The sequence below is a fragment of the Thalassobacillus devorans genome, from assembly GCF_011761345.1.
GTDB lineage: Bacteria > Bacillota > Bacilli > Bacillales > Halobacillaceae > Thalassobacillus > Thalassobacillus devorans.
Genome location: NZ_JAASRY010000001.1, coordinates 1,381,134 through 1,398,458, shown reverse-complemented (window position 1 = coordinate 1,398,458; position 17,325 = coordinate 1,381,134). Strand labels below are relative to the sequence as shown.

Below are 17,325 nucleotides of genomic sequence, written 5' to 3'. Positions count from 1 at the left end.
AGAGAAATCGATTTCTCTGCAAGCTTTTTTTATTCGTACCGACGGAAAAAGGATTTTTAAATACTTGAGATTTTCCTCCTGAGCGCCTGGTATAAAACCCGCTTTATTATGTTTATAACAATACTTGTGCACTTTATCGCTTTTATGTTTTAACCTATTAAAAAATTTATTGCACACAAGTTTGCTAAGATATGATATAGTAGAACATAAAATTTATACTATGGAGGGACGTCCATGCGCTATTTGACTGCTGGAGAATCACACGGAAAACAACTAACTACCATTATTGAAGGAATACCATCCCATTTACCAATTTTAAATGACCAAATAAATGAATCCTTGTTGCGGCGCCAGGGAGGCTACGGTCGTGGACGTCGTATGCAAATAGAAAAAGATTTAGTAGAAATTACAGCGGGGGTACGCCATGGCTACACCTTGGGTTCTCCAATTTCACTCGTTATCAATAATGATGATTTCAAACATTGGAGAAACATCATGGGTGAAAATCCGATCCCTGATGATGAAGAAGTTCGCCGGACAATTTCACGCCCGCGCCCGGGGCATGCCGATCTTAACGGTGGCATGAAATACGGGCATAGAGATTTACGAAACGTTCTGGAGCGTTCTTCAGCCAGGGAAACAGCTGCCCGGGTGGCTGCAGGAGCTGTGGCTAAAGTTTTGCTAAGTGAACTGGGCATTAAGGTTGGAGCCTATGTCAGAGAAATCGCAGGGATAGTGAGCAGCTTTGATGAATCTATGACATTGGAAGAGCGTGTTGAAATCGCAGAAGCTTCACCTGTTAGAACACTGGATAAAAAAGCGGAAAAAGAGATGATGGATGCGATCGATCAGGCGAAGAAAGAAGGAGACTCGATTGGTGGAGTTGTAGAGGTATATGTGGAAGGTATGCCTCCGGGAGTCGGTTCCTATGTTCAATATGATCGCAAACTGGACAGCCGTATTGCTGGAAGTGTCGTAAGTATCAATGCCTTCAAAGGTGTAGAGTTCGGAATCGGTTTTGAAGCAGCCAGGAGAAATGGCAGTAAGGTCCATGATGAAATTGCATGGGAAGAATCACATGGTTATTACCGTAAGACAAACCGTCTAGGCGGTTTCGAAGGTGGAATGACAACCGGCATGCCACTGGTAATAAAGGGCGTGATGAAGCCAATTCCTACTCTATACAAACCTCTGCAAAGTGTCGATATCGACACGAAGGAGCCTTTTGCTGCCAGCATTGAAAGGTCTGATTCCTGTGCCGTACCAGCGGCGGGGGTTGTTATGGAACATGTGGTAGCCTTTGAATTGGCTCGCGCGATGATGGAACAGTTCCCAGGGGATTATTTTCCTAGAATGAAACAGGCGGTTGAAGCATACAGGGAAGAGGTCAGGAGTTTTTAACATGAAGGAGCTATCCATACACGCCAGTAACCATTCCTATAAGGTACAGATTGGTAAAGGGCTTCGCCATACAGTCGGCAGTATGATCGCAAAAGACTATTCCCACGTAATGATTATTACGGACAGTCAGGTGGCGCCACTTTACTTGGAAGATGTTAAACATTCTTTGACTGGAACGCCTATAGATACAGTTATTTTCCCTGCAGGTGAACAAGCCAAGTCAATGAGTCAATATGAAGAATTATTGACTGCATGTATAGAAAACAGTCTTGATCGAAAGTCATTGATCATTGCTCTCGGAGGAGGAGTTGTTGGCGACTTAGCTGGATTTGTTGCTGCTACTTATATGCGGGGCATTGACTATATTCAAATGCCCACCACAGTACTTGCCCATGACAGCAGTGTCGGCGGCAAGGTTGCCATCAATCATCCACTTGGAAAGAATTTGATTGGAAGTTTCCATAGTCCTGTTCAGGTTTTATATGATGTCGAGACATTGCAAACCTTACCTTATCATGAATTACGTTCAGGCTATGCAGAAATAATTAAACACGGATGTCTGGATGATCCGGATTTATTTCATGATGCAACTTCTAGATCATTAGCGGATGAGGCTATAACAGAGGTACTTGAAGACCACCTATTAAAAGGGATAGCGATCAAAGCTTCCGTTGTCGAACAAGATGAAAAAGAGACTGGAATCCGAAAATATCTGAACCTGGGTCATACACTCGGGCATGCAATAGAATCGGAAGCAGGCTATGGCCATGTCACGCATGGGGAAGCAGTAGCGATAGGTTTATTGTTTGCTATGTACGTCAGCAAAGAAAAGTTGGAGGCATCCATGCCTATTGCAAACTTATATGCATGGCTTGGGAAACAAGGGTATCCGTTAAATGTTTTAACACATTTAGATACCAGTTCTTTGGTAGACCGTATGAAAAAAGATAAAAAATCAACATCGGGTAAAGTGAATATGGTGTTATTAGAGGAACTGGGAAAGCCAGTCATGATGGAAGTAAAAGAAACAGAACTGACTGAATTATTAAATCGTTTTAAAGAAGAGGTGATGAGCTGTTGATCAGGGGGATCAGAGGAGCAACCACAGTACAGATTAATGATGGAGAAGAAATCGTTGAACGAGCATATGAAATGATGATGGATCTGATAGACAAAAATAAAGTGGAAGCTAAAAATGTCGTTTCTGTTTTATTTTCAGCGACAGCTGATTTGAACGCGGCATTTCCAGCTAAATCACTCCGGAAGATAGAGGGATGGACTTATGTACCTGTTATGTGTATGCAGGAAATAAAAGTCCCTGATGCACTTCCCAAATGTGTTCGAGTGATGGTCACGGCAGAAACCGAGGTGCATCAGGATCAGATTGAACATATCTACCATTATGATGCCCGTAAGTTACGACCTGATTTGCGAAAGCCGAAAGGAGAATTGTCATGAAAGCAAAAGAAATTTTAAAAACCATGAAGCCTTATAAACCGGGGAAACAAATTGAAGAAGTTAAAAAGGAATATGGTCTTAAGGAAATTGTCAAATTAGCATCGAATGAAAATCCCTTTGGCTTTTCTCCCCAGGTTAAAAAAGAGCTTCCTGATCTGATTGCCGGGTTAGAAAAATATCCCGACGGTTATGCCGCTGAATTGCGGAAAAAGCTAGGTGAGAAGTTGAGTGTAGATCCTGCTCAACTGATATTTGGAAACGGATCGGATGAAATTGTCCAAATCATTTGCAGAACTTATCTGGAGCAAGGGACTAATACAGTTATGGCCACCCCAACCTTCCCGCAATATAAGCATAACGCTTTAATTGAAGGTGCTGAAATACGGGAAGTACCAGTCGTAGATGGTTATCATGATTTAGATCGTATGATTAACGAAATCGATGAGCATACACGTGCGGTATGGCTGTGCACGCCGAACAATCCAACAGGTTCCCATATTTCACAACCGGATATGGAAAGCTTTTTAGGCCGGTGTCCTGACAATGTACTGGTGGTAGTGGATGAAGCCTATTACGAATACATGGACGCTTCTGACTATTACGATGCCATCTCCGGTGTAGCAAATCACCCTAATATGATTGTATTACGTACTTTTTCAAAAGCATACGGATTGGCAGGGTTAAGGATCGGGTATGGTGTAGCTCAAACAGAGGTCATTCAGCAGCTGGATCCAGCTCGCGAACCTTTCAATACTTCCACAATCGCACAAGCTGCTGCCATGATAGCCTTGGATGATCAAAAATTCTTAAACGAATCGGTTGCACGTAATAAGACCAATAGAGAAGTGATGATGAAGTTTTGTGATGAGCATGAACTAGGGTATTTTGATTCCCAGGCCAATTTCCTTTTGATCAATCTGCCTGTAAGTGGGGATGTCATATTTGAGCATTTATTAAGTAAAGGGTTTATTGTCCGTTCCGGTGAAGCACTTGGCATACCTAATAGCATCCGTCTGACTATTGGCAGCAAGGAAATCATGGAACAGATCCAGGATGAAATCAGTCACTACCTTTCTTCTAAGAAGACAGGTGCGCAAAAGTGAAAGAAACGGTAATGATCGCGGGACTTGGGTTAATTGGCGGATCACTTGCCATGAGTATCCGGTCCCGCGGCCATTTTCATGTGCTTGGCATGGATGCTCAAGATGAAACGTGCCGATTAGCCCTCGAAAAAGGTGCCGTTGATGAAATATGCGATGATTTCATCTCAGGCGTTCAAAAGGCGGATATACTAATTATTGCTACCCCAATTCCAATGACACTAGGATATATGGCTCAATTAAACGAAGTACATCTGGAAAAGAAATTATTGGTGACCGATGTTTCGTCGGTAAAAGGAAAAGTGATGAATCAGGCTGAAAAAATAACAAATCCTGCTGTGACATTTATCGGTGGACATCCGATGGCGGGGTCACATAAGCAAGGGATACAGGCAGCCAAAGGGCACCTGTTTGAAAATGCTATCTATGTACTTACCCCCGCTTCAACTGCAGATGAACAAGATGTCGCCAGGATCAAAGAAGTGTTGTCGCCGGCTAAAGCAAGATTCTTAGTTTTCACAACGGAAGAACATGACGAGATGACGGCGGTCATTTCACACTTTCCTCATTTGATCGCTTCTTCTCTTGTCCATCAGGCACGTAATTGGCAAAAGACTCACCCTTTTTTAGAAGATTTGGCAGCAGGCGGGTTTCGCGATATTACAAGAATCGCCTCCAGCAATCCAGTTTTGTGGAGAGATATTTTCCTGCAGAACAAAACGGTCTTGATTTCCATGCTTGATGACTGGCTCACAGAAATGGAGCAAGTGAGAACTCTATTAGCAAACAGTGATGGTGCAGCCACAGAAAATTATCTCCTGGAAGCTAAACATTATCGTGATGGTTTGCCTGCAAGGAGAAAGGGAGCGATTCCATCCTTTTATGATATCTATGTTGATATCCATGACCAGCCAGGGGCGCTGCTTCATGTAATTGAACACTTGGCAGATAAGGATATTTCCATTAAAAATATAGAAATTTTAGAAGTCAGAGAAGGGATAACGGGTGTGCTTCGAATTAGTTTTCAAAGCAGTAAAGAACAGAAAGAAAGCAGAAGGATACTTGAATCCCATAATTACGAGGTTACTATAGAGCAGTAGGAGGGCAAGCCATGAGTAAAATCACATTAAAACCAATTGAACATGCTATTGACGGTAAACTATCAGTGCCCGGTGATAAATCCATTTCCCACCGTGCTGTGATATTTTCTTCATTGGCAGAAGGGACCTCCCACATTTCGAATTTTTTATCAGGTGAGGACTGTATGCGAACTATTCAGGTCTTTAGAGACTTGGGAGTGGATATTGAACAATCCGGGTCAAACCTGACAATCAGGAGTAATGGACTGGAATCGTTGAAAGAAGCGGAACGACCAGTATACTTTGGAAACTCCGGTACTACTGCAAGGTTAGTTACAGGTTTGCTGTCGGGCCTTCCTTTATTCACTACCTGTTATGGGGACCCTTCCTTATCGAAAAGGCCAATGGATCGAGTGGTAGGTCCATTGAAGAAAATGGGCGCTAACATAGAGGGAAGAAGTAATGGTCGATTACTGCCTCTAGCGATTAAAGGTAATAACTTGCAAGGCATTACATATGAAATGCCGGTAAAAAGTGCCCAGGTTAAATCTGCTTTACTGTTAGCTGGAATGGTTGCTGCAGGAGAGACAACCATTATAGAACAAGTAAGAACGAGGGACCATACAGAGCAAATGCTCCCACAATTTGGTGGGGAAATTTCCATCCAGGACAAAGAAATCACCATTCGGGGCAGTCAGCAATTACAACCTGCGGACTTGGCTGTTCCCGGGGATATTTCCTCTGCAGCTTTTTTCCTGGTGGCAGCAGCGATCATACCAGGAAGTTCTATTCTAGTAGAAGATGTAGGAATCAATCCTACAAGAACTGGATTAATAAAAGCCCTGGAGATGATGGGAGCAGATATTACTGTAAAAGAAACACGTAAAATAGGAGGAGAAGCGGTCGGTAATGTGGAAATAAAATACCAGGAGCTGACAGGAGCAGTGATTGAAGGGGAGATGATTCCTTCTTTGATAGACGAACTTCCAATCCTGGCGCTGGCAGCAACTCAGGCAAGTGGGGTTACAAAAATTAAAGATGCTGGTGAACTGCGTGTGAAAGAAACCGATAGAATTGCGGCAGTAGCACAGGTACTGAGCAGTTTTGGTGCAGAGGTGACAGAAGAAGAGGATGGTTTAACTATTTACGGAAAAGCTTCTTTAAAAGCGGCTGAGGTTGATTCCTATATGGACCATCGTATCGGTATGATGATTGCAGTAGCGTCACTGATAGCGGAAGGAGAAACTGTGTTGTCAAATGGCCAATGCATCGACATTTCTTACCCTGGATTTTTTAAAGATTTAGATTCTTTGAAAAAATAGCGAAGCTAATCATACAATAGCTCAAGCTCTCATACCTTATAGAAAGCCTGTCGGAGGTGGACAAGTATGGGAGCTTACTATTTTTATCAGCGGACCTGGCATAAAGAACAATGGGTTAATAAAGAAGTGCTTGTTGAGGATGATTGCTTCGTAAGGAAGTTCCTTTCTTCTTCCCATCCGATTGAGTTAAATGTGGATGCCTACCACGTTACACCAGGATATGTCATGGTCGATCACTCTGCACCATTATATTCATCTGTTGACAAGAAGAAGCTCAGTTTGGACTATCTTATCCGTGGATGTACCTTATTACTTGTGCAGCTGCCAATCACGACTACTCATCTATTCAAACAAAAATATCATTCGTATCGCCAGATGCTTGCAGGATTACCTATGGATTATATGATATCCCCTGTCGTTGCCCCTAGACTACTGACTCCAGCTATGGTTCGATTCTTCGGTATGCAAAAAGCGCCCTTTATCTTAGTTGAGTTACACACAGAAAAAGACATGAAAAATGTCGCTTGGGAATGGTTGGCACAAGCGCAGAGTTATACAAGAATCCCCATTGCTCCTTTAATAAAGGTGAAGGGGGAAGATTCACAAAAATTATATGATGCATGGAAAAAAACAGTTGAACATTGTGATATGATTACGTTGAAAGATCCTATAACAGAACACCCCTTGACAAGCAATAACCTTAGAAGGACAGGAATATATCCATATAAGGGGGATTTAATGCCAGGCGGACAGGCTGATTACAATTTGCATTTACATGACGGATGCACTGTAATTGATGATCCGGCTGAAATCAGGTACCATGGGTCTGTTCCTGACGTGACCATTATGAATGGAGAAGTAGTTCAAGCGAATCAGGAGATTATAAATGATAAGATGATTGGAAAACACAAGAAGGTTTCGATACCGATGCATTTTGCATAGATGAGAAAGGATGTCCATATGGAGGAAATACAACAAGCCGTCCGGCTTATGGAAGCGAACCGGACAGATGAAGCATTAAAGACATTACAATCCTATTTGCCAGAAGCAGATGAAGAAGAACGTTTTACAATCGCAGAGTTGTATATCCAATGGGGGATGTTAGAAGAAGCGAAAATGATTCTTAAAGAGTTGAGTCAGCGGTACCCCAAAGAAAATGAACTGAAGATTATGTTGTCAGAAATTCATATCGACCTAGAAGAAGATGAAGAAGCGATAGAACTTTTGAATCAGTTTGGCCCGGAAGATGAAGATTATTTGCCGTCTTTGATGCAGCTTGCCGATCTGTATCAATCACAAGGGCTTTTTGAAGTAGCGGAACAAAAACTGCTTGCTGCCAAGGAGGCGGCACCTAATGAAGCTGTCATTGATTTCGCATTAGGAGAACTCTCCTTTTCTAATGGGGAATACAATAAGAGCATACCGTTTTATGAAAATGCACGCAGCCGTGAGCCGGTCATTGGAGACATTGAGGTGGCGGCAAGACTTGCCGAGGCTTATGCAGCAACAGGTGACTTTGAACAATCCCTGGCCCACTTCCAAAAAGTAGAAGAAGAAAATGCCGATGTTAAATTCCGTTATGGCTTTGTAGCATTCCAGGCCAATCGTACAGATATTGCCATCAAGGTGTGGGAAGATCTTGTAGAAAGAGACCCTTATTACCAATCCGTATACCCTTTACTGGCGCAGGCGTACGAGAGTGAGGGTATGATTGAAGAAGCTTATCAAATGGCACAAAGCGGCCTTGCGAAAGACGAATTCAATAAAGAGCTCTATCATCTGGCAGGTACGCTTGCCCACCGACAAGGTAAGAAGGAAGAAGCCTATCAATCCATGAAAGAAGCAGTAAGCTTAGATCCGGGATATAAAGAAGCCATTCTGTTTTTAATAGAAAATTATAAAACTGATGAAGACTACGAAGCGGTCATTGATTTATTGGAGCATCTGCTTGACCTTGGTGAAGCTGACCCGAACTACCACTGGGAGCTGGCAAAAGCTTATGAAACAGAAGAACAATATTCCGAGGCTATAAATCATTATGAAGTTGCATATAATTCCTTTAAAGAAGATAGTGTCTTTTTGAAAGAATATGGCTATTTCTTAGTCGAAGAAGGGAGGATGGGAGAAGCCGTCCGTATTTTCCGAGAGTATATGAAAATTGAACCTACTGACAGTGACATAGAGGATTTCGTTCATCGTTTGGAGAATCGTGAAGAGGATATCACGTAATACGATGTGGGAGGGGTGTAAATGGAAACACCTATATCCGTTCAAGATAAAAAAGATTTTGTCCGGTGGTTTTTGAATCATTATCAATTGAAGAAAAGAGAAAGCGTATGGATCTTGAACTACTTGATCAATCATGAAGCGATTCTGCAGCATGCACACTTTGTCGACGAAGTCGAGTTCTGTCCGAGAGGCATTCTTATTAGTGCCCAGGGAGTAAAAGCACCACCGTTCCGATTTTATAAAGATAAAGTCATGACGACCGATGCCGAAAAGTCTTTCCATGATATCCGCTTGAACCAGGAGGAACCACTCTATATTCAATTAAATTTCGATCAAGCGAACCAGTCTGCACGATACGCAGCGGTATTAGAAGAAAATCCATACGTACCACTCAATCATTATTTGACTGCAAAGGATAAGAAACTGGCAGGCAGGCTGTTGGACATCAGCCTTTTGGAGCACCAAAAGCAGCAGCTGGAACGTGAAATAGATGAAGCTCTTGATAATGGGGATAGAGCTGCATTCAATAACGTATCGGCCCTTTTGAAAAAGGTAAAGCAAGAATTAGCTGAAATTTCAGAGCAATAAAAAACTGGATCTTTTCCGATTCAGTTTTTTATTTTTGCAGATTTTTAGTAAAATATAGGGAGATTGGAAAGGATAGTGATGACTGATGAAATGGAACCAGCATGATATTTCGCAATATGTAGAGGCGAAAGAGTACATCGACACCCTGATTGTACCCTTAATTCCATTTGGGGCTAAAAAAGACGAGCAAATGAAAACACAGGCTTTTCAAAAGGAACTATTGACTATGTTCGTCAACGAGATTGAAAAAGAATATAAAGGCAGGATTGTATTGCTACCTGAGTATTATTACCTATCTGGTAAAGTTAATGAGGAGACAGCTAGGCTTAACCATTGGGTTGAGGAATTTACAGAACTTCCATTCGAGCATGTATTTCTTTTTACATTTGATGTCAATTGGCGTAAGGCGAGCAAGGATGTTGATGGTGAGGTCATCTGGCTGCCTGGGTTACAATCTGGTAACCTGCAAAGCTCAGAAGCACAGTCTTTCATTAAAGAGCAAGTAAGTCAAATTGCCGAAATGATAAGATCTTATTGGTGATGACAAATTTTCTCGTTTCACCGATAATTTATTGACCGGCACATAAGTTTGCGCTATCATGGTAATGTCCTAGTAAACTGTGTGTAAAATATCCATGAATAATGGATTACAGCATAGAGGGGGGAAAAATATGAGCGATAAAAAACAAGTATCCAGACGTCAGTTCCTGAACTACACATTAACTGGTGTAGGCGGTTTCATGGCGGCAGGAATGCTTGCTCCAATGGTTCGTTTTGCTATTGATCCAGTATTGAAGCCGTCAGCTGCAGGTGAATTTGCTGCTGTTGTGGAGGAGAGCGAAATAACCAATGAACCACAGCGATTCAACTGGAAAGTCGACCAGAAAGATGGCTGGTATGAATCAGAGGTTGAAAAAAATGCCTGGGTATACAAAGATGAGAACGGCGAAATCGTAGCCCTTTCTCCCATTTGTACGCACTTGGGCTGCACCGTGGACTGGAACTCTCAAGAGCAGTTTCCAGATGAATTCTATTGTCCATGCCATGGCGGCCGTTACACCAAAGATGGGGTAAACGTACCGAATACTCCACCAACTGCTCCGTTACCTGTATACGAGCATAAAGTGGAAGAAGGTATGCTTTACCTTGGACAAGCCATATCAAGAGGGAGTGGGATTTAATCATGTTGCAGAAGATTTATGACTGGGTCGACGAGCGGATGGACATCACCCCATTGTGGCGTGATATTGCCGACCATGAAGTTCCTGAACATGTCAATCCTGCCCATCATTTTTCAGCATTTGTATATTGCTTTGGCGGTTTGACATTTTTTGTGACAGTCATCCAGGTTTTATCCGGAATGTTTTTGACGATGTACTATGTCCCAGACATTGAGAATGCATGGGAGTCTGTTTATTACTTGCAAAAGGAAGTCGCACATGGACAAATCGTCCGTGGGATGCACCACTGGGGTGCGAGTTTGGTTATCGTAATGTTGTTCCTACATACTTTACGGGTGTTTTTCCAGGGTGCCTATAAGAAGCCTCGTGAATTGAACTGGATTGTCGGAGTGTTGTTATTCTTCGTAATGCTTGGTCTTGGTTTCACAGGTTACCTGCTACCGTGGGACAACAAAGCTTATTTTGCGACTCAGGTTGGTTTGGAAATCGCTGCGGCAACACCTTTCATCGGTGAAGATTTGCGTACATTACTTGCGGGTGATCCAAGTATTGTAGGGGCCCAGACGTTGACACGGTTCTTCGCTATTCACGTGTTCTTCCTGCCTGCAGCACTATTTGGTTTAATGGCAGCGCACTTCATTATGATACGTAAACAAGGTATTTCTGGACCACTATAAGATGTCAGTTTTTGTGAAAAGGAGGGAACGCAGTGCATAGGGGTAAAGGCATGAAGTTCGTCGGAGACTCACGTATTCCGGCAGAACGTAAACCGAACATACCAAAAGATTATTCAGAATATCCGGGTCGTACGGAAGCTTTCTGGCCCAATTTCTTATTAAAAGAGTGGCTGGTAGGTGCGGTGTTTTTAATCGGGTTTCTTATTGTTACGGCAGCACATCCATCACCTTTGGAACAGCAGGCTGATCCGACTAATGCGTCGTATATTCCGTTACCAGACTGGTATTTCTTATTCTTATATCAATTCCTGAAATATGAATTTGCTGGCGGTAACTATATTGTACTTGGTGCGATTGTTATGCCAGGACTGGCATTTGGTGCATTGTTGCTGGCTCCGTTCCTGGATAACGGACCGGAACGTAAACCGACAAAGCGACCGATTGCTACTGGTTTGATGTTGCTGGGTTTCATCGCAACATTCTGGCTTACTTATGAATCAGTGTCTGAAGTTGATTATGAACAACGCTCTGAACAGTACGGTGTTCAAGAAGAGGGAGAAGGTCCTGAGATTGATACCGAAGACCCTGGTTACGCTCTTTACGAGCAAAATTGCTTGAGCTGTCACGGTGAACAGCTGCAAGGACAAGGCAGTAACCCATCTTTAATTGAAACTGAGAAATCAGTAGATGAAATCAAAGATATCGCTGTCAATGGTATCGGCGGTATGCCTGCTGATATGTTCAATGGTTCTGATGAGGAATTACAGCAGCTTGCTGAATTCATTGCTAACGCTGGTGAAGGCGAAGGTGGAGAAGACAGCGGGGGAGAAGGTCATTAATTAAAACAAAGATGAAAGCCGCGCTATTCATTAGCGCGGCTTCTCTTATATTTGTTATTTTCGATTACATAAGGCGGAGGTGGCTTTCTTGTTTTATAACATATTAGCCAATCGGACATTTATATTTCTCCTATTTTTAATTAATTTAGCTGGCTCCGTATACGGCTACATATGGTATGGCTATCAACTGGAGCAGACGGAACCGATATTTCTATTATTTGTTCCTGACAGCCCAACAGCCAGTCTGTTCTTCACGATTTTCTTGCTGGTGATGTATTTTGGAAAACAAGCACCTTATATCGGTGCGGTTGCTATGGTTACCCTGTTTAAATATGGAATTTGGGCAGTGGTCATGAACATTTTAACTTTATTGGTGGAGGGATCACTGCACTGGACTGGGTATATGTTGATTATTTCGCATGGTGCCATGGCTATCCAGGGTTTGTTATATGCTCCGTATTACCAAATGAAAATCAGACATTTAGCTGTCGCTGCTGTGTGGACCGTTCATAATGACATTATTGATTATGTCTTTGAACAAATGCCAATCTATGGCCCATTGATGGAATTTATCAATCCTATTGGTTATTTTACATTTTGGCTAAGTATGGCGAGTATTGGTATAGCCTATGTATTAGCTGTGCGGCCAAGGCTGAAGAAAACCTATTTGTAAAGCTGGTCTAATCTTGTCCCTCTTCTCATAAACTGGTTAGAGAACCCTAGAAGAAGAGGTGGGCACAATGCTGCGTATATCATCGACTGTTGGGCTGTTACTACTATTTATAGGGATTTTGTCTATACACGTTCAAGCTGCCGCGCCTAATACAATTCCGCATTTTTTGGACGAGTATTATGAAGCTGTCAAAGAAGGCGATTTATCGCTTTCCCATAATTTACTGCGCTACAATGAAGAAAGATTGGAAAACTATATGCGAGAAAATCATCCAAGTCATTATAGTGAGTATAACGAGATAAAGAAAAAAGCCATGGGAGCACAAAGGGATATCGACTCCCTGCTTTATGAGCACTTGGGATTGGTGTTATGGCTGGATGCAATAGTAAATAAGGAACCGCGTTTAATTGTGAAAGAAAAAGGAAAGCTGCTGGAAAACATCGAACAATATCATAATCAAATTGGAATAGATAATACCACCTCATTAGAAGATATCAAATCGTATTGGAGTAGTGTTCTCCCTGCAGCTGCTCTAACGTTTGATGAAGCTTTCTTTCAACAATTCCATCATCACTACAACCTATTAACCGAGGCTGATGAAGCTGAAGAAATTGACCGCATACTCAGCTTATCTATAGAAATGATGCAGGAAAAACCAGGGGACGGAATGAGTCTTGATGCTCTGGTATGGACAATCATTATTGTGGGAGGATGCATCATCCTGACGCTGTTGTACGTGGGTTACCGTAAGTATCAGGCCGAGAAAAAAACGGTGAAAGAAAGGCTGTATAAACGCAATTCAAATAGTTGACCTTTTTCTGTCAATTGACTAATATTAACCTATAGAGATATACAACTTTGATGGAGGAATGAACATGGGCTTAGGATCATATTTGATTTATGTGGCCATTTTGATGATTATACCGTTGTGGGCACAGTCGAGAGTGAAGAGTACGTATAAGAAATATTCAAAGGTTGCAACTTCCTCTTCCATGACAGGAGCGCAAGTCGCAAGGAAAATTTTAGATGATAATGGGTTGAATAATGTGGCAATAGAGGAAACAAGAGGAATGCTCTCTGACCATTATGACCCCAGGAAAAAAATAGTCCGTTTGTCTACTGACAATTTTCACGGTCATTCGATGGCTGCTTCTGCTGTAGCAGCACACGAAGTTGGTCATGCTATCCAGGATGCACAGGATTATGCTTTTCTTCGTTTAAGATCTGCTTTAGTACCTGTTGCAAGTTTTGGTTCAAATATTTCTATTTTCCTCATTATTGGGGGAGCATTATTGGGGATGAGCGGTCTGTTGCTATTGGGTATCATTTTCTTCGCTGCAGCTGTTTTGTTCCAGCTGATTACGTTGCCAGTCGAATTTGATGCTTCCAACAGAGCAATGGAGCAAATGGTTTCAACTGGAGTCATCACTAACAACGAAGAGCGTCCAACGAAGAAGGTTTTGAATGCTGCTGCGTTGACATATGTCGCGGCCGCACTGGTAGCTCTAGCAGAATTGATTCGTTTCCTCCTAATGTTTTTCGCGATGAACGAAGATTAAATAAAAATCAGGATGTCCACAAATCTGGGCATCCTGATTTTTTTATTCACACAGTAAAGCTCCCTTTTCTTGAAGACTCAGTTTCGAGAGAAACTGTTTCCGTTATAGTGTTGGGAATTGGGAGGTCCGGGAAATCACTCGCTTTCCATGGGCAGGTGGTGAGCTTCCTCAGGCTTCGCCTTGCGGGATCTCACCGAGCATGTTCATCCCATAGGAGTCTCGCAATTTCCCGGACTCCTTGCGTTTATAAGAGAAACGGAAACATTGGTATATCGTTCTGCAAACAAAGAGTGAGCTACGCATGAAATGTGAGCTTAAAAGTCGCGTCTTTGTTCAATTATCCATTTAAAGAAGACATCTACAATATGTCAGGGGGTTCTTTTCTCCCATCCTTCGGATGGGTTGGTTGGGAAACTGCGAGACTCCCGCGGGAGAAGGAGCCAGGCGAGACCCCACAGGGAGTGAAAACGACTGAGGAGGCTTGCCGGTTCCCCCGCAGGAAAGCGAGTAGTTTCCCCAGCTACCCCTGACGCTATTCTTGTAAAGAACCCTCACTATCTTGAAACTGAGTCTTCGACTTTTCGGCCATTTAATTAAACAAGCTTTAAAATTGCGTTTAATATTCAATCGGCTTCTTATTTTCATCCAATGTAAACCCCTCACCTAACACATCATGTACGGATGTAACTGCCACAAAAGCATGAGGATCAATCGAATCAATGACATTCTTCAGGCGAACAATTTCATTCTTTCCGACAACACAATATAACACGTCTCGACGTTCTCCGGTAAAAGACCCACGTCCTTCCAGTACAGTGACTCCCCGGTCCATTTCTTTCAATATCTTTGCAGCTATCGCTTCACTTTTCGAGGAAATGATGGTGGCGCCTCTTGCTGCATAGGCTCCTTCCTGAATCAAATCAATGACCCGGGCTGCTATATAGACAGCCACTAACGTATACATCCCCTGGATCATATTCAAATAGGTGATAATAGATGTGAAAATAACGGCAGTATCAAAAACAAACATCGCACGTCCCATCGACCAGCCCCAATATTTATGTATCAGCCTGGCGATGATATCGACTCCTCCGGTTGTGCCACCGAATTTGAAGATGATTCCCAGACCGACCCCGACGAATACACCTGCAAAAAGTGCGGCCAGTGTCATATCTGATTGAAGATTAATATGAATGGTATATATTTGAAAAAGCCAGATAAAGACGGAAACAGCAATGATACCAATCAAGGAATAAAAGAATGTATTCCTACCAAGTATTCTCCACCCAATAATTAATACAGGGACATTCAGTACGATATTCATTACCCCGGGGTCCCAATTAAATAAGAATAGCAAGAGGAGTGTGATACCTGTAAAACCACCTTCACCTAAGTTGTTCTGAATATTGAAGTGTACTAGTCCGAATGAAAAGATAGCAGATCCAAGTAAAATGAAGAAAATATTTTTATATTTTAATCCTAAAATCAATTTTGCAGCCCCCTTTCAGCAGTCGTTTGCACGTCTACCATTATAATCAAATATCCTGATAGCGACAATAAAGGTGGTAATTCGATTAAATAATTTGTCAAAGCCTTCTGTTTTGGCTAACATTTAGAGATAGACACTAATGTGGGGAGGTATCACCATGAGTAATTCGTTTACAACCGTGCAAATGCAGGAAAGGGTAGATCGTTACATATCCCAATTTAAAGAAGGTTATTTTTCGCCATTAAGTATGATGGCTAGAATGTCAGAAGAGGTGGGAGAACTGGCTAGGGAGGTCAACCACCATTATGGGGAAAAGCCTAAAAAGGGTTCCGAAGACGACAAGTCCTTAGAAGAGGAATTAGGAGATGTCCTTTTTGTATTAAGCAGCTTTGCTAATTCGTTAGATATTGACCTTTCCGAAGCGTTTGACCGTTCAATGACGAAAATAGAAACACGTGATAAAAATAGATGGACAAGGAAATCTGAAAGGGGTAAGGAAAATGAATAATATTAAAGTGATTGTAGCCGGACCAAGAGGAAAAATGGGCTCTGCAGCTTTAAGAATGATAGAACGCTCGGATAATCTTCAACTCGCTGCCTGTGTGGATCGTAAGTATGGTGGCTCACAGATCAAAGATATTGAAGGGCTCCCTGCCTTTGAAGCTAAAATTTATGAGGATCCGGAAGTATGCTTGAATGAAGTGGAAGCGGATGTCTTTATAGATTTGACCACACCTGAGTACGGTTATAAGCATACAAAGTTATCTTTAGATCACGGGGTGCGTCCAGTAGTAGGTACTACAGGTTTTACAAAAGATCAGCTGGAAGAACTTACAGAAATGGCGGAGCGCAAACAGCTTGGTGCTGTTATTGCACCTAATTTTGCGATTGGTGCTGTATTAATGATGCAATTTTCCAAATGGGCGGCCAAACATTTCCCTGATGTCGAGATCATAGAACGCCATCATGATCAGAAACTTGATGCTCCTTCAGGGACAGCAGTCAAAACGGCAGAATTGATCCAGGAAGAGCGAGAGGCAAAACAGCAGGGACACCCGAATGAGAAAGAAACAATGGAAGGTGCACGTGGAGCAGATAGTGAGGGGCTGAAAATCCATAGTGTGCGACTCCCAGGCCTTGTAGCTCATCAGGAAGTTATGTTTGGCGGTTTGGGTGAAACCTTGACTATCAAGCATGACTCTATCAATCGTGATTCATTCATGACAGGTGTGAAGCTTTCCGTTGAACGTGTCATGGAGATGGATGTGTTAGCTTACGGTCTGGAAAATTTATTAGATTAGGGGAGAGACTAATGAATATAGCCTTAATAGCACACGATGAGAAAAAACCAGAAATCCTTCAGTTTGTATTCGCTTATAAACATATTTTAAAGAATCATAAACTATTTGCTACAGGAACTACAGGAAAACGGATAGCTGAAGCTACTCCCCTCGATGTTTTTCGTTTTCAGTCAGGACCACTGGGAGGCGATCAGCAAATAGGTGCTAAAATTGCAGAAAATGACATGGATATGGTTATTTTCTTTCGGGATCCATTAACCGCCCAGCCTCATGAACCCGATGTCAGTGCGCTGTTGCGTTTATGTGATGTACACAGAATTCCCTTGGCGACAAATTTGGCCGGAGCCGAAATTTTAATTAGAGCGCTGGAACGGGGAGATTTGAATTGGCGGGAAATCATTAAAGACAGAGATAAGCAAGGGTGATAGT

The 17,325-nt window shown here is 42.3% G+C and carries 20 protein-coding genes; 19 read left to right on the top strand and 1 reads right to left on the bottom strand.

The genetic code is table 11. The features are described from left to right. Positions 1 to 234 precede the first annotated feature (234 nt). From aroC to FHS45_RS06840, 16 genes are all read left to right on the top strand, one after another. A complete protein-coding gene (gene aroC, locus FHS45_RS06915; protein WP_062446371.1) occupies positions 235 to 1,401 on the top strand; it encodes a chorismate synthase in 1,167 nt (388 codons plus the stop codon). A 1-nt stretch (position 1,402) separates the two neighbouring features. After that, positions 1,403 to 2,482 carry a 3-dehydroquinate synthase gene (aroB, locus tag FHS45_RS06910; RefSeq protein WP_062446369.1) on the top strand — a complete coding sequence of 360 codons (1,080 nt, stop codon included), beginning with the start codon at positions 1,403 to 1,405 and terminating at the stop codon, positions 2,480 to 2,482. Beyond that, positions 2,479 to 2,859, top strand: a complete 381-nt coding sequence (gene aroH, locus FHS45_RS06905; protein ID WP_062446367.1) for a chorismate mutase — start codon at positions 2,479 to 2,481, stop codon at positions 2,857 to 2,859. The genes aroB and aroH overlap by 4 nt, the downstream gene beginning before the upstream one ends. Beyond that, entirely contained in the window at positions 2,856 to 3,962 is a 1,107-nt protein-coding gene (hisC, locus tag FHS45_RS06900; protein ID WP_062446366.1) for a histidinol-phosphate transaminase, read from the top strand. Before aroH ends, hisC begins: the two co-directional genes overlap by 4 nt. Beyond that, positions 3,959 to 5,059, top strand: a complete 1,101-nt coding sequence (locus FHS45_RS06895) for a prephenate dehydrogenase (RefSeq protein WP_181949539.1) — start codon at positions 3,959 to 3,961, stop codon at positions 5,057 to 5,059. Before hisC ends, FHS45_RS06895 begins: the two co-directional genes overlap by 4 nt. An 11-nt stretch (positions 5,060 to 5,070) precedes the next feature. Next, on the top strand, positions 5,071 to 6,360 hold the full coding sequence (aroA, locus tag FHS45_RS06890; RefSeq protein WP_062446364.1) for a 3-phosphoshikimate 1-carboxyvinyltransferase: 1,290 nt from the start codon (positions 5,071 to 5,073) through the stop codon (positions 6,358 to 6,360). A gap of 66 nt (positions 6,361 to 6,426) precedes the next feature. Beyond that, positions 6,427 to 7,302: a hypothetical protein gene (locus FHS45_RS06885; RefSeq protein WP_062446362.1), complete on the top strand. Its 876-nt coding sequence runs from the start codon at positions 6,427 to 6,429 to the stop codon at positions 7,300 to 7,302. Then, entirely contained in the window at positions 7,303 to 8,589 is a 1,287-nt protein-coding gene (locus FHS45_RS06880) for a tetratricopeptide repeat protein (protein WP_341829883.1), read from the top strand. It begins immediately after the preceding gene. A 21-nt stretch (positions 8,590 to 8,610) separates the two neighbouring features. Continuing rightward, positions 8,611 to 9,177: a ReoY family proteolytic degradation factor gene (locus FHS45_RS06875; RefSeq protein WP_062446359.1), complete on the top strand. Its 567-nt coding sequence runs from the start codon at positions 8,611 to 8,613 to the stop codon at positions 9,175 to 9,177. Positions 9,178 to 9,262: 85 nt separating this feature from the next. After that, positions 9,263 to 9,718, top strand: a complete 456-nt coding sequence (locus FHS45_RS06870; RefSeq protein WP_062446357.1) for a YpiF family protein — start codon at positions 9,263 to 9,265, stop codon at positions 9,716 to 9,718. Positions 9,719 to 9,848: 130 nt separating this feature from the next. Next, positions 9,849 to 10,358 carry a QcrA and Rieske domain-containing protein gene (locus FHS45_RS06865; protein WP_062446355.1) on the top strand — a complete coding sequence of 170 codons (510 nt, stop codon included), beginning with the start codon at positions 9,849 to 9,851 and terminating at the stop codon, positions 10,356 to 10,358. A gap of 2 nt (positions 10,359 to 10,360) precedes the next feature. Next, positions 10,361 to 11,035 (top strand): menaquinol-cytochrome c reductase cytochrome b subunit, encoded by a 675-nt coding sequence (qcrB, locus tag FHS45_RS06860; protein ID WP_062446353.1) that lies wholly within the window; start codon positions 10,361 to 10,363, stop codon positions 11,033 to 11,035. Between the two features lie 32 nt (positions 11,036 to 11,067). Beyond that, positions 11,068 to 11,874 (top strand): menaquinol-cytochrome c reductase cytochrome b/c subunit, encoded by an 807-nt coding sequence (locus FHS45_RS06855; protein WP_062446351.1) that lies wholly within the window; start codon positions 11,068 to 11,070, stop codon positions 11,872 to 11,874. An 88-nt stretch (positions 11,875 to 11,962) separates the two neighbouring features. Further along, positions 11,963 to 12,547 carry a lipoprotein heptaprenylglyceryl N-acetyltransferase LhaT gene (lhaT, locus tag FHS45_RS06850; protein ID WP_082412079.1) on the top strand — a complete coding sequence of 195 codons (585 nt, stop codon included), beginning with the start codon at positions 11,963 to 11,965 and terminating at the stop codon, positions 12,545 to 12,547. A gap of 67 nt (positions 12,548 to 12,614) precedes the next feature. Next, a complete protein-coding gene (locus tag FHS45_RS06845) occupies positions 12,615 to 13,358 on the top strand; it encodes a sporulation protein YpjB (RefSeq protein WP_062446348.1) in 744 nt (247 codons plus the stop codon). Between the two features lie 64 nt (positions 13,359 to 13,422). Continuing rightward, positions 13,423 to 14,106 carry a zinc metallopeptidase gene (locus tag FHS45_RS06840; RefSeq protein WP_062446346.1) on the top strand — a complete coding sequence of 228 codons (684 nt, stop codon included), beginning with the start codon at positions 13,423 to 13,425 and terminating at the stop codon, positions 14,104 to 14,106. Between the two features lie 616 nt (positions 14,107 to 14,722). Here FHS45_RS06840 and FHS45_RS06835 read toward each other — a convergent pair. Further along, complete coding sequence (locus FHS45_RS06835) at positions 14,723 to 15,592, bottom strand: YitT family protein (protein ID WP_062447975.1); 870 nt, start codon at positions 15,590 to 15,592, stop codon at positions 14,723 to 14,725. A gap of 160 nt (positions 15,593 to 15,752) precedes the next feature. Here FHS45_RS06835 and FHS45_RS06830 point away from each other — a divergent pair, with 160 nt between their 5' ends. From FHS45_RS06830 to mgsA, 3 genes are read left to right on the top strand one after another with little or no spacing between them, the layout of a single operon-like run. After that, complete coding sequence (locus tag FHS45_RS06830; RefSeq protein ID WP_062446344.1) at positions 15,753 to 16,103, top strand: nucleotide pyrophosphohydrolase; 351 nt, start codon at positions 15,753 to 15,755, stop codon at positions 16,101 to 16,103. Then, complete coding sequence (gene dapB, locus FHS45_RS06825; RefSeq protein ID WP_062446342.1) at positions 16,096 to 16,896, top strand: 4-hydroxy-tetrahydrodipicolinate reductase; 801 nt, start codon at positions 16,096 to 16,098, stop codon at positions 16,894 to 16,896. The genes FHS45_RS06830 and dapB overlap by 8 nt, the downstream gene beginning before the upstream one ends. Positions 16,897 to 16,907: 11 nt before the next feature. Continuing rightward, positions 16,908 to 17,321, top strand: coding sequence for a methylglyoxal synthase (gene mgsA, locus FHS45_RS06820; RefSeq protein WP_062446341.1), 414 nt, complete (start codon positions 16,908 to 16,910; stop codon positions 17,319 to 17,321). The last annotated feature ends 4 nt before the right edge of the window (positions 17,322 to 17,325 follow it).

Excerpts from the sequence above, each read along its gene's own strand:
- aroC (WP_062446371.1), top strand. The coding sequence starts at position 235 with ATGCGCTATTTGACTGCTGGAGAATCACACGGAAAACAACTAACTACC.
- aroB (WP_062446369.1), top strand. The coding sequence starts at position 1,403 with ATGAAGGAGCTATCCATACACGCCAGTAACCATTCCTATAAGGTACAG.
- hisC (WP_062446366.1), top strand. The coding sequence starts at position 2,856 with ATGAAAGCAAAAGAAATTTTAAAAACCATGAAGCCTTATAAACCGGGG.
- aroA (WP_062446364.1), top strand. The coding sequence starts at position 5,071 with ATGAGTAAAATCACATTAAAACCAATTGAACATGCTATTGACGGTAAA.
- FHS45_RS06885 (WP_062446362.1), top strand. The coding sequence starts at position 6,427 with ATGGGAGCTTACTATTTTTATCAGCGGACCTGGCATAAAGAACAATGG.
- FHS45_RS06880 (WP_341829883.1), top strand. The coding sequence starts at position 7,303 with ATGAGAAAGGATGTCCATATGGAGGAAATACAACAAGCCGTCCGGCTT.
- FHS45_RS06875 (WP_062446359.1), top strand. The coding sequence starts at position 8,611 with ATGGAAACACCTATATCCGTTCAAGATAAAAAAGATTTTGTCCGGTGG.
- FHS45_RS06870 (WP_062446357.1), top strand. The coding sequence starts at position 9,263 with ATGAAATGGAACCAGCATGATATTTCGCAATATGTAGAGGCGAAAGAG.
- FHS45_RS06865 (WP_062446355.1), top strand. The coding sequence starts at position 9,849 with ATGAGCGATAAAAAACAAGTATCCAGACGTCAGTTCCTGAACTACACA.
- qcrB (WP_062446353.1), top strand. The coding sequence starts at position 10,361 with ATGTTGCAGAAGATTTATGACTGGGTCGACGAGCGGATGGACATCACC.
- FHS45_RS06845 (WP_062446348.1), top strand. The coding sequence starts at position 12,615 with ATGCTGCGTATATCATCGACTGTTGGGCTGTTACTACTATTTATAGGG.
- FHS45_RS06840 (WP_062446346.1), top strand. The coding sequence starts at position 13,423 with ATGGGCTTAGGATCATATTTGATTTATGTGGCCATTTTGATGATTATA.
- FHS45_RS06830 (WP_062446344.1), top strand. The coding sequence starts at position 15,753 with ATGAGTAATTCGTTTACAACCGTGCAAATGCAGGAAAGGGTAGATCGT.
- dapB (WP_062446342.1), top strand. The coding sequence starts at position 16,096 with ATGAATAATATTAAAGTGATTGTAGCCGGACCAAGAGGAAAAATGGGC.
- mgsA (WP_062446341.1), top strand. The coding sequence starts at position 16,908 with ATGAATATAGCCTTAATAGCACACGATGAGAAAAAACCAGAAATCCTT.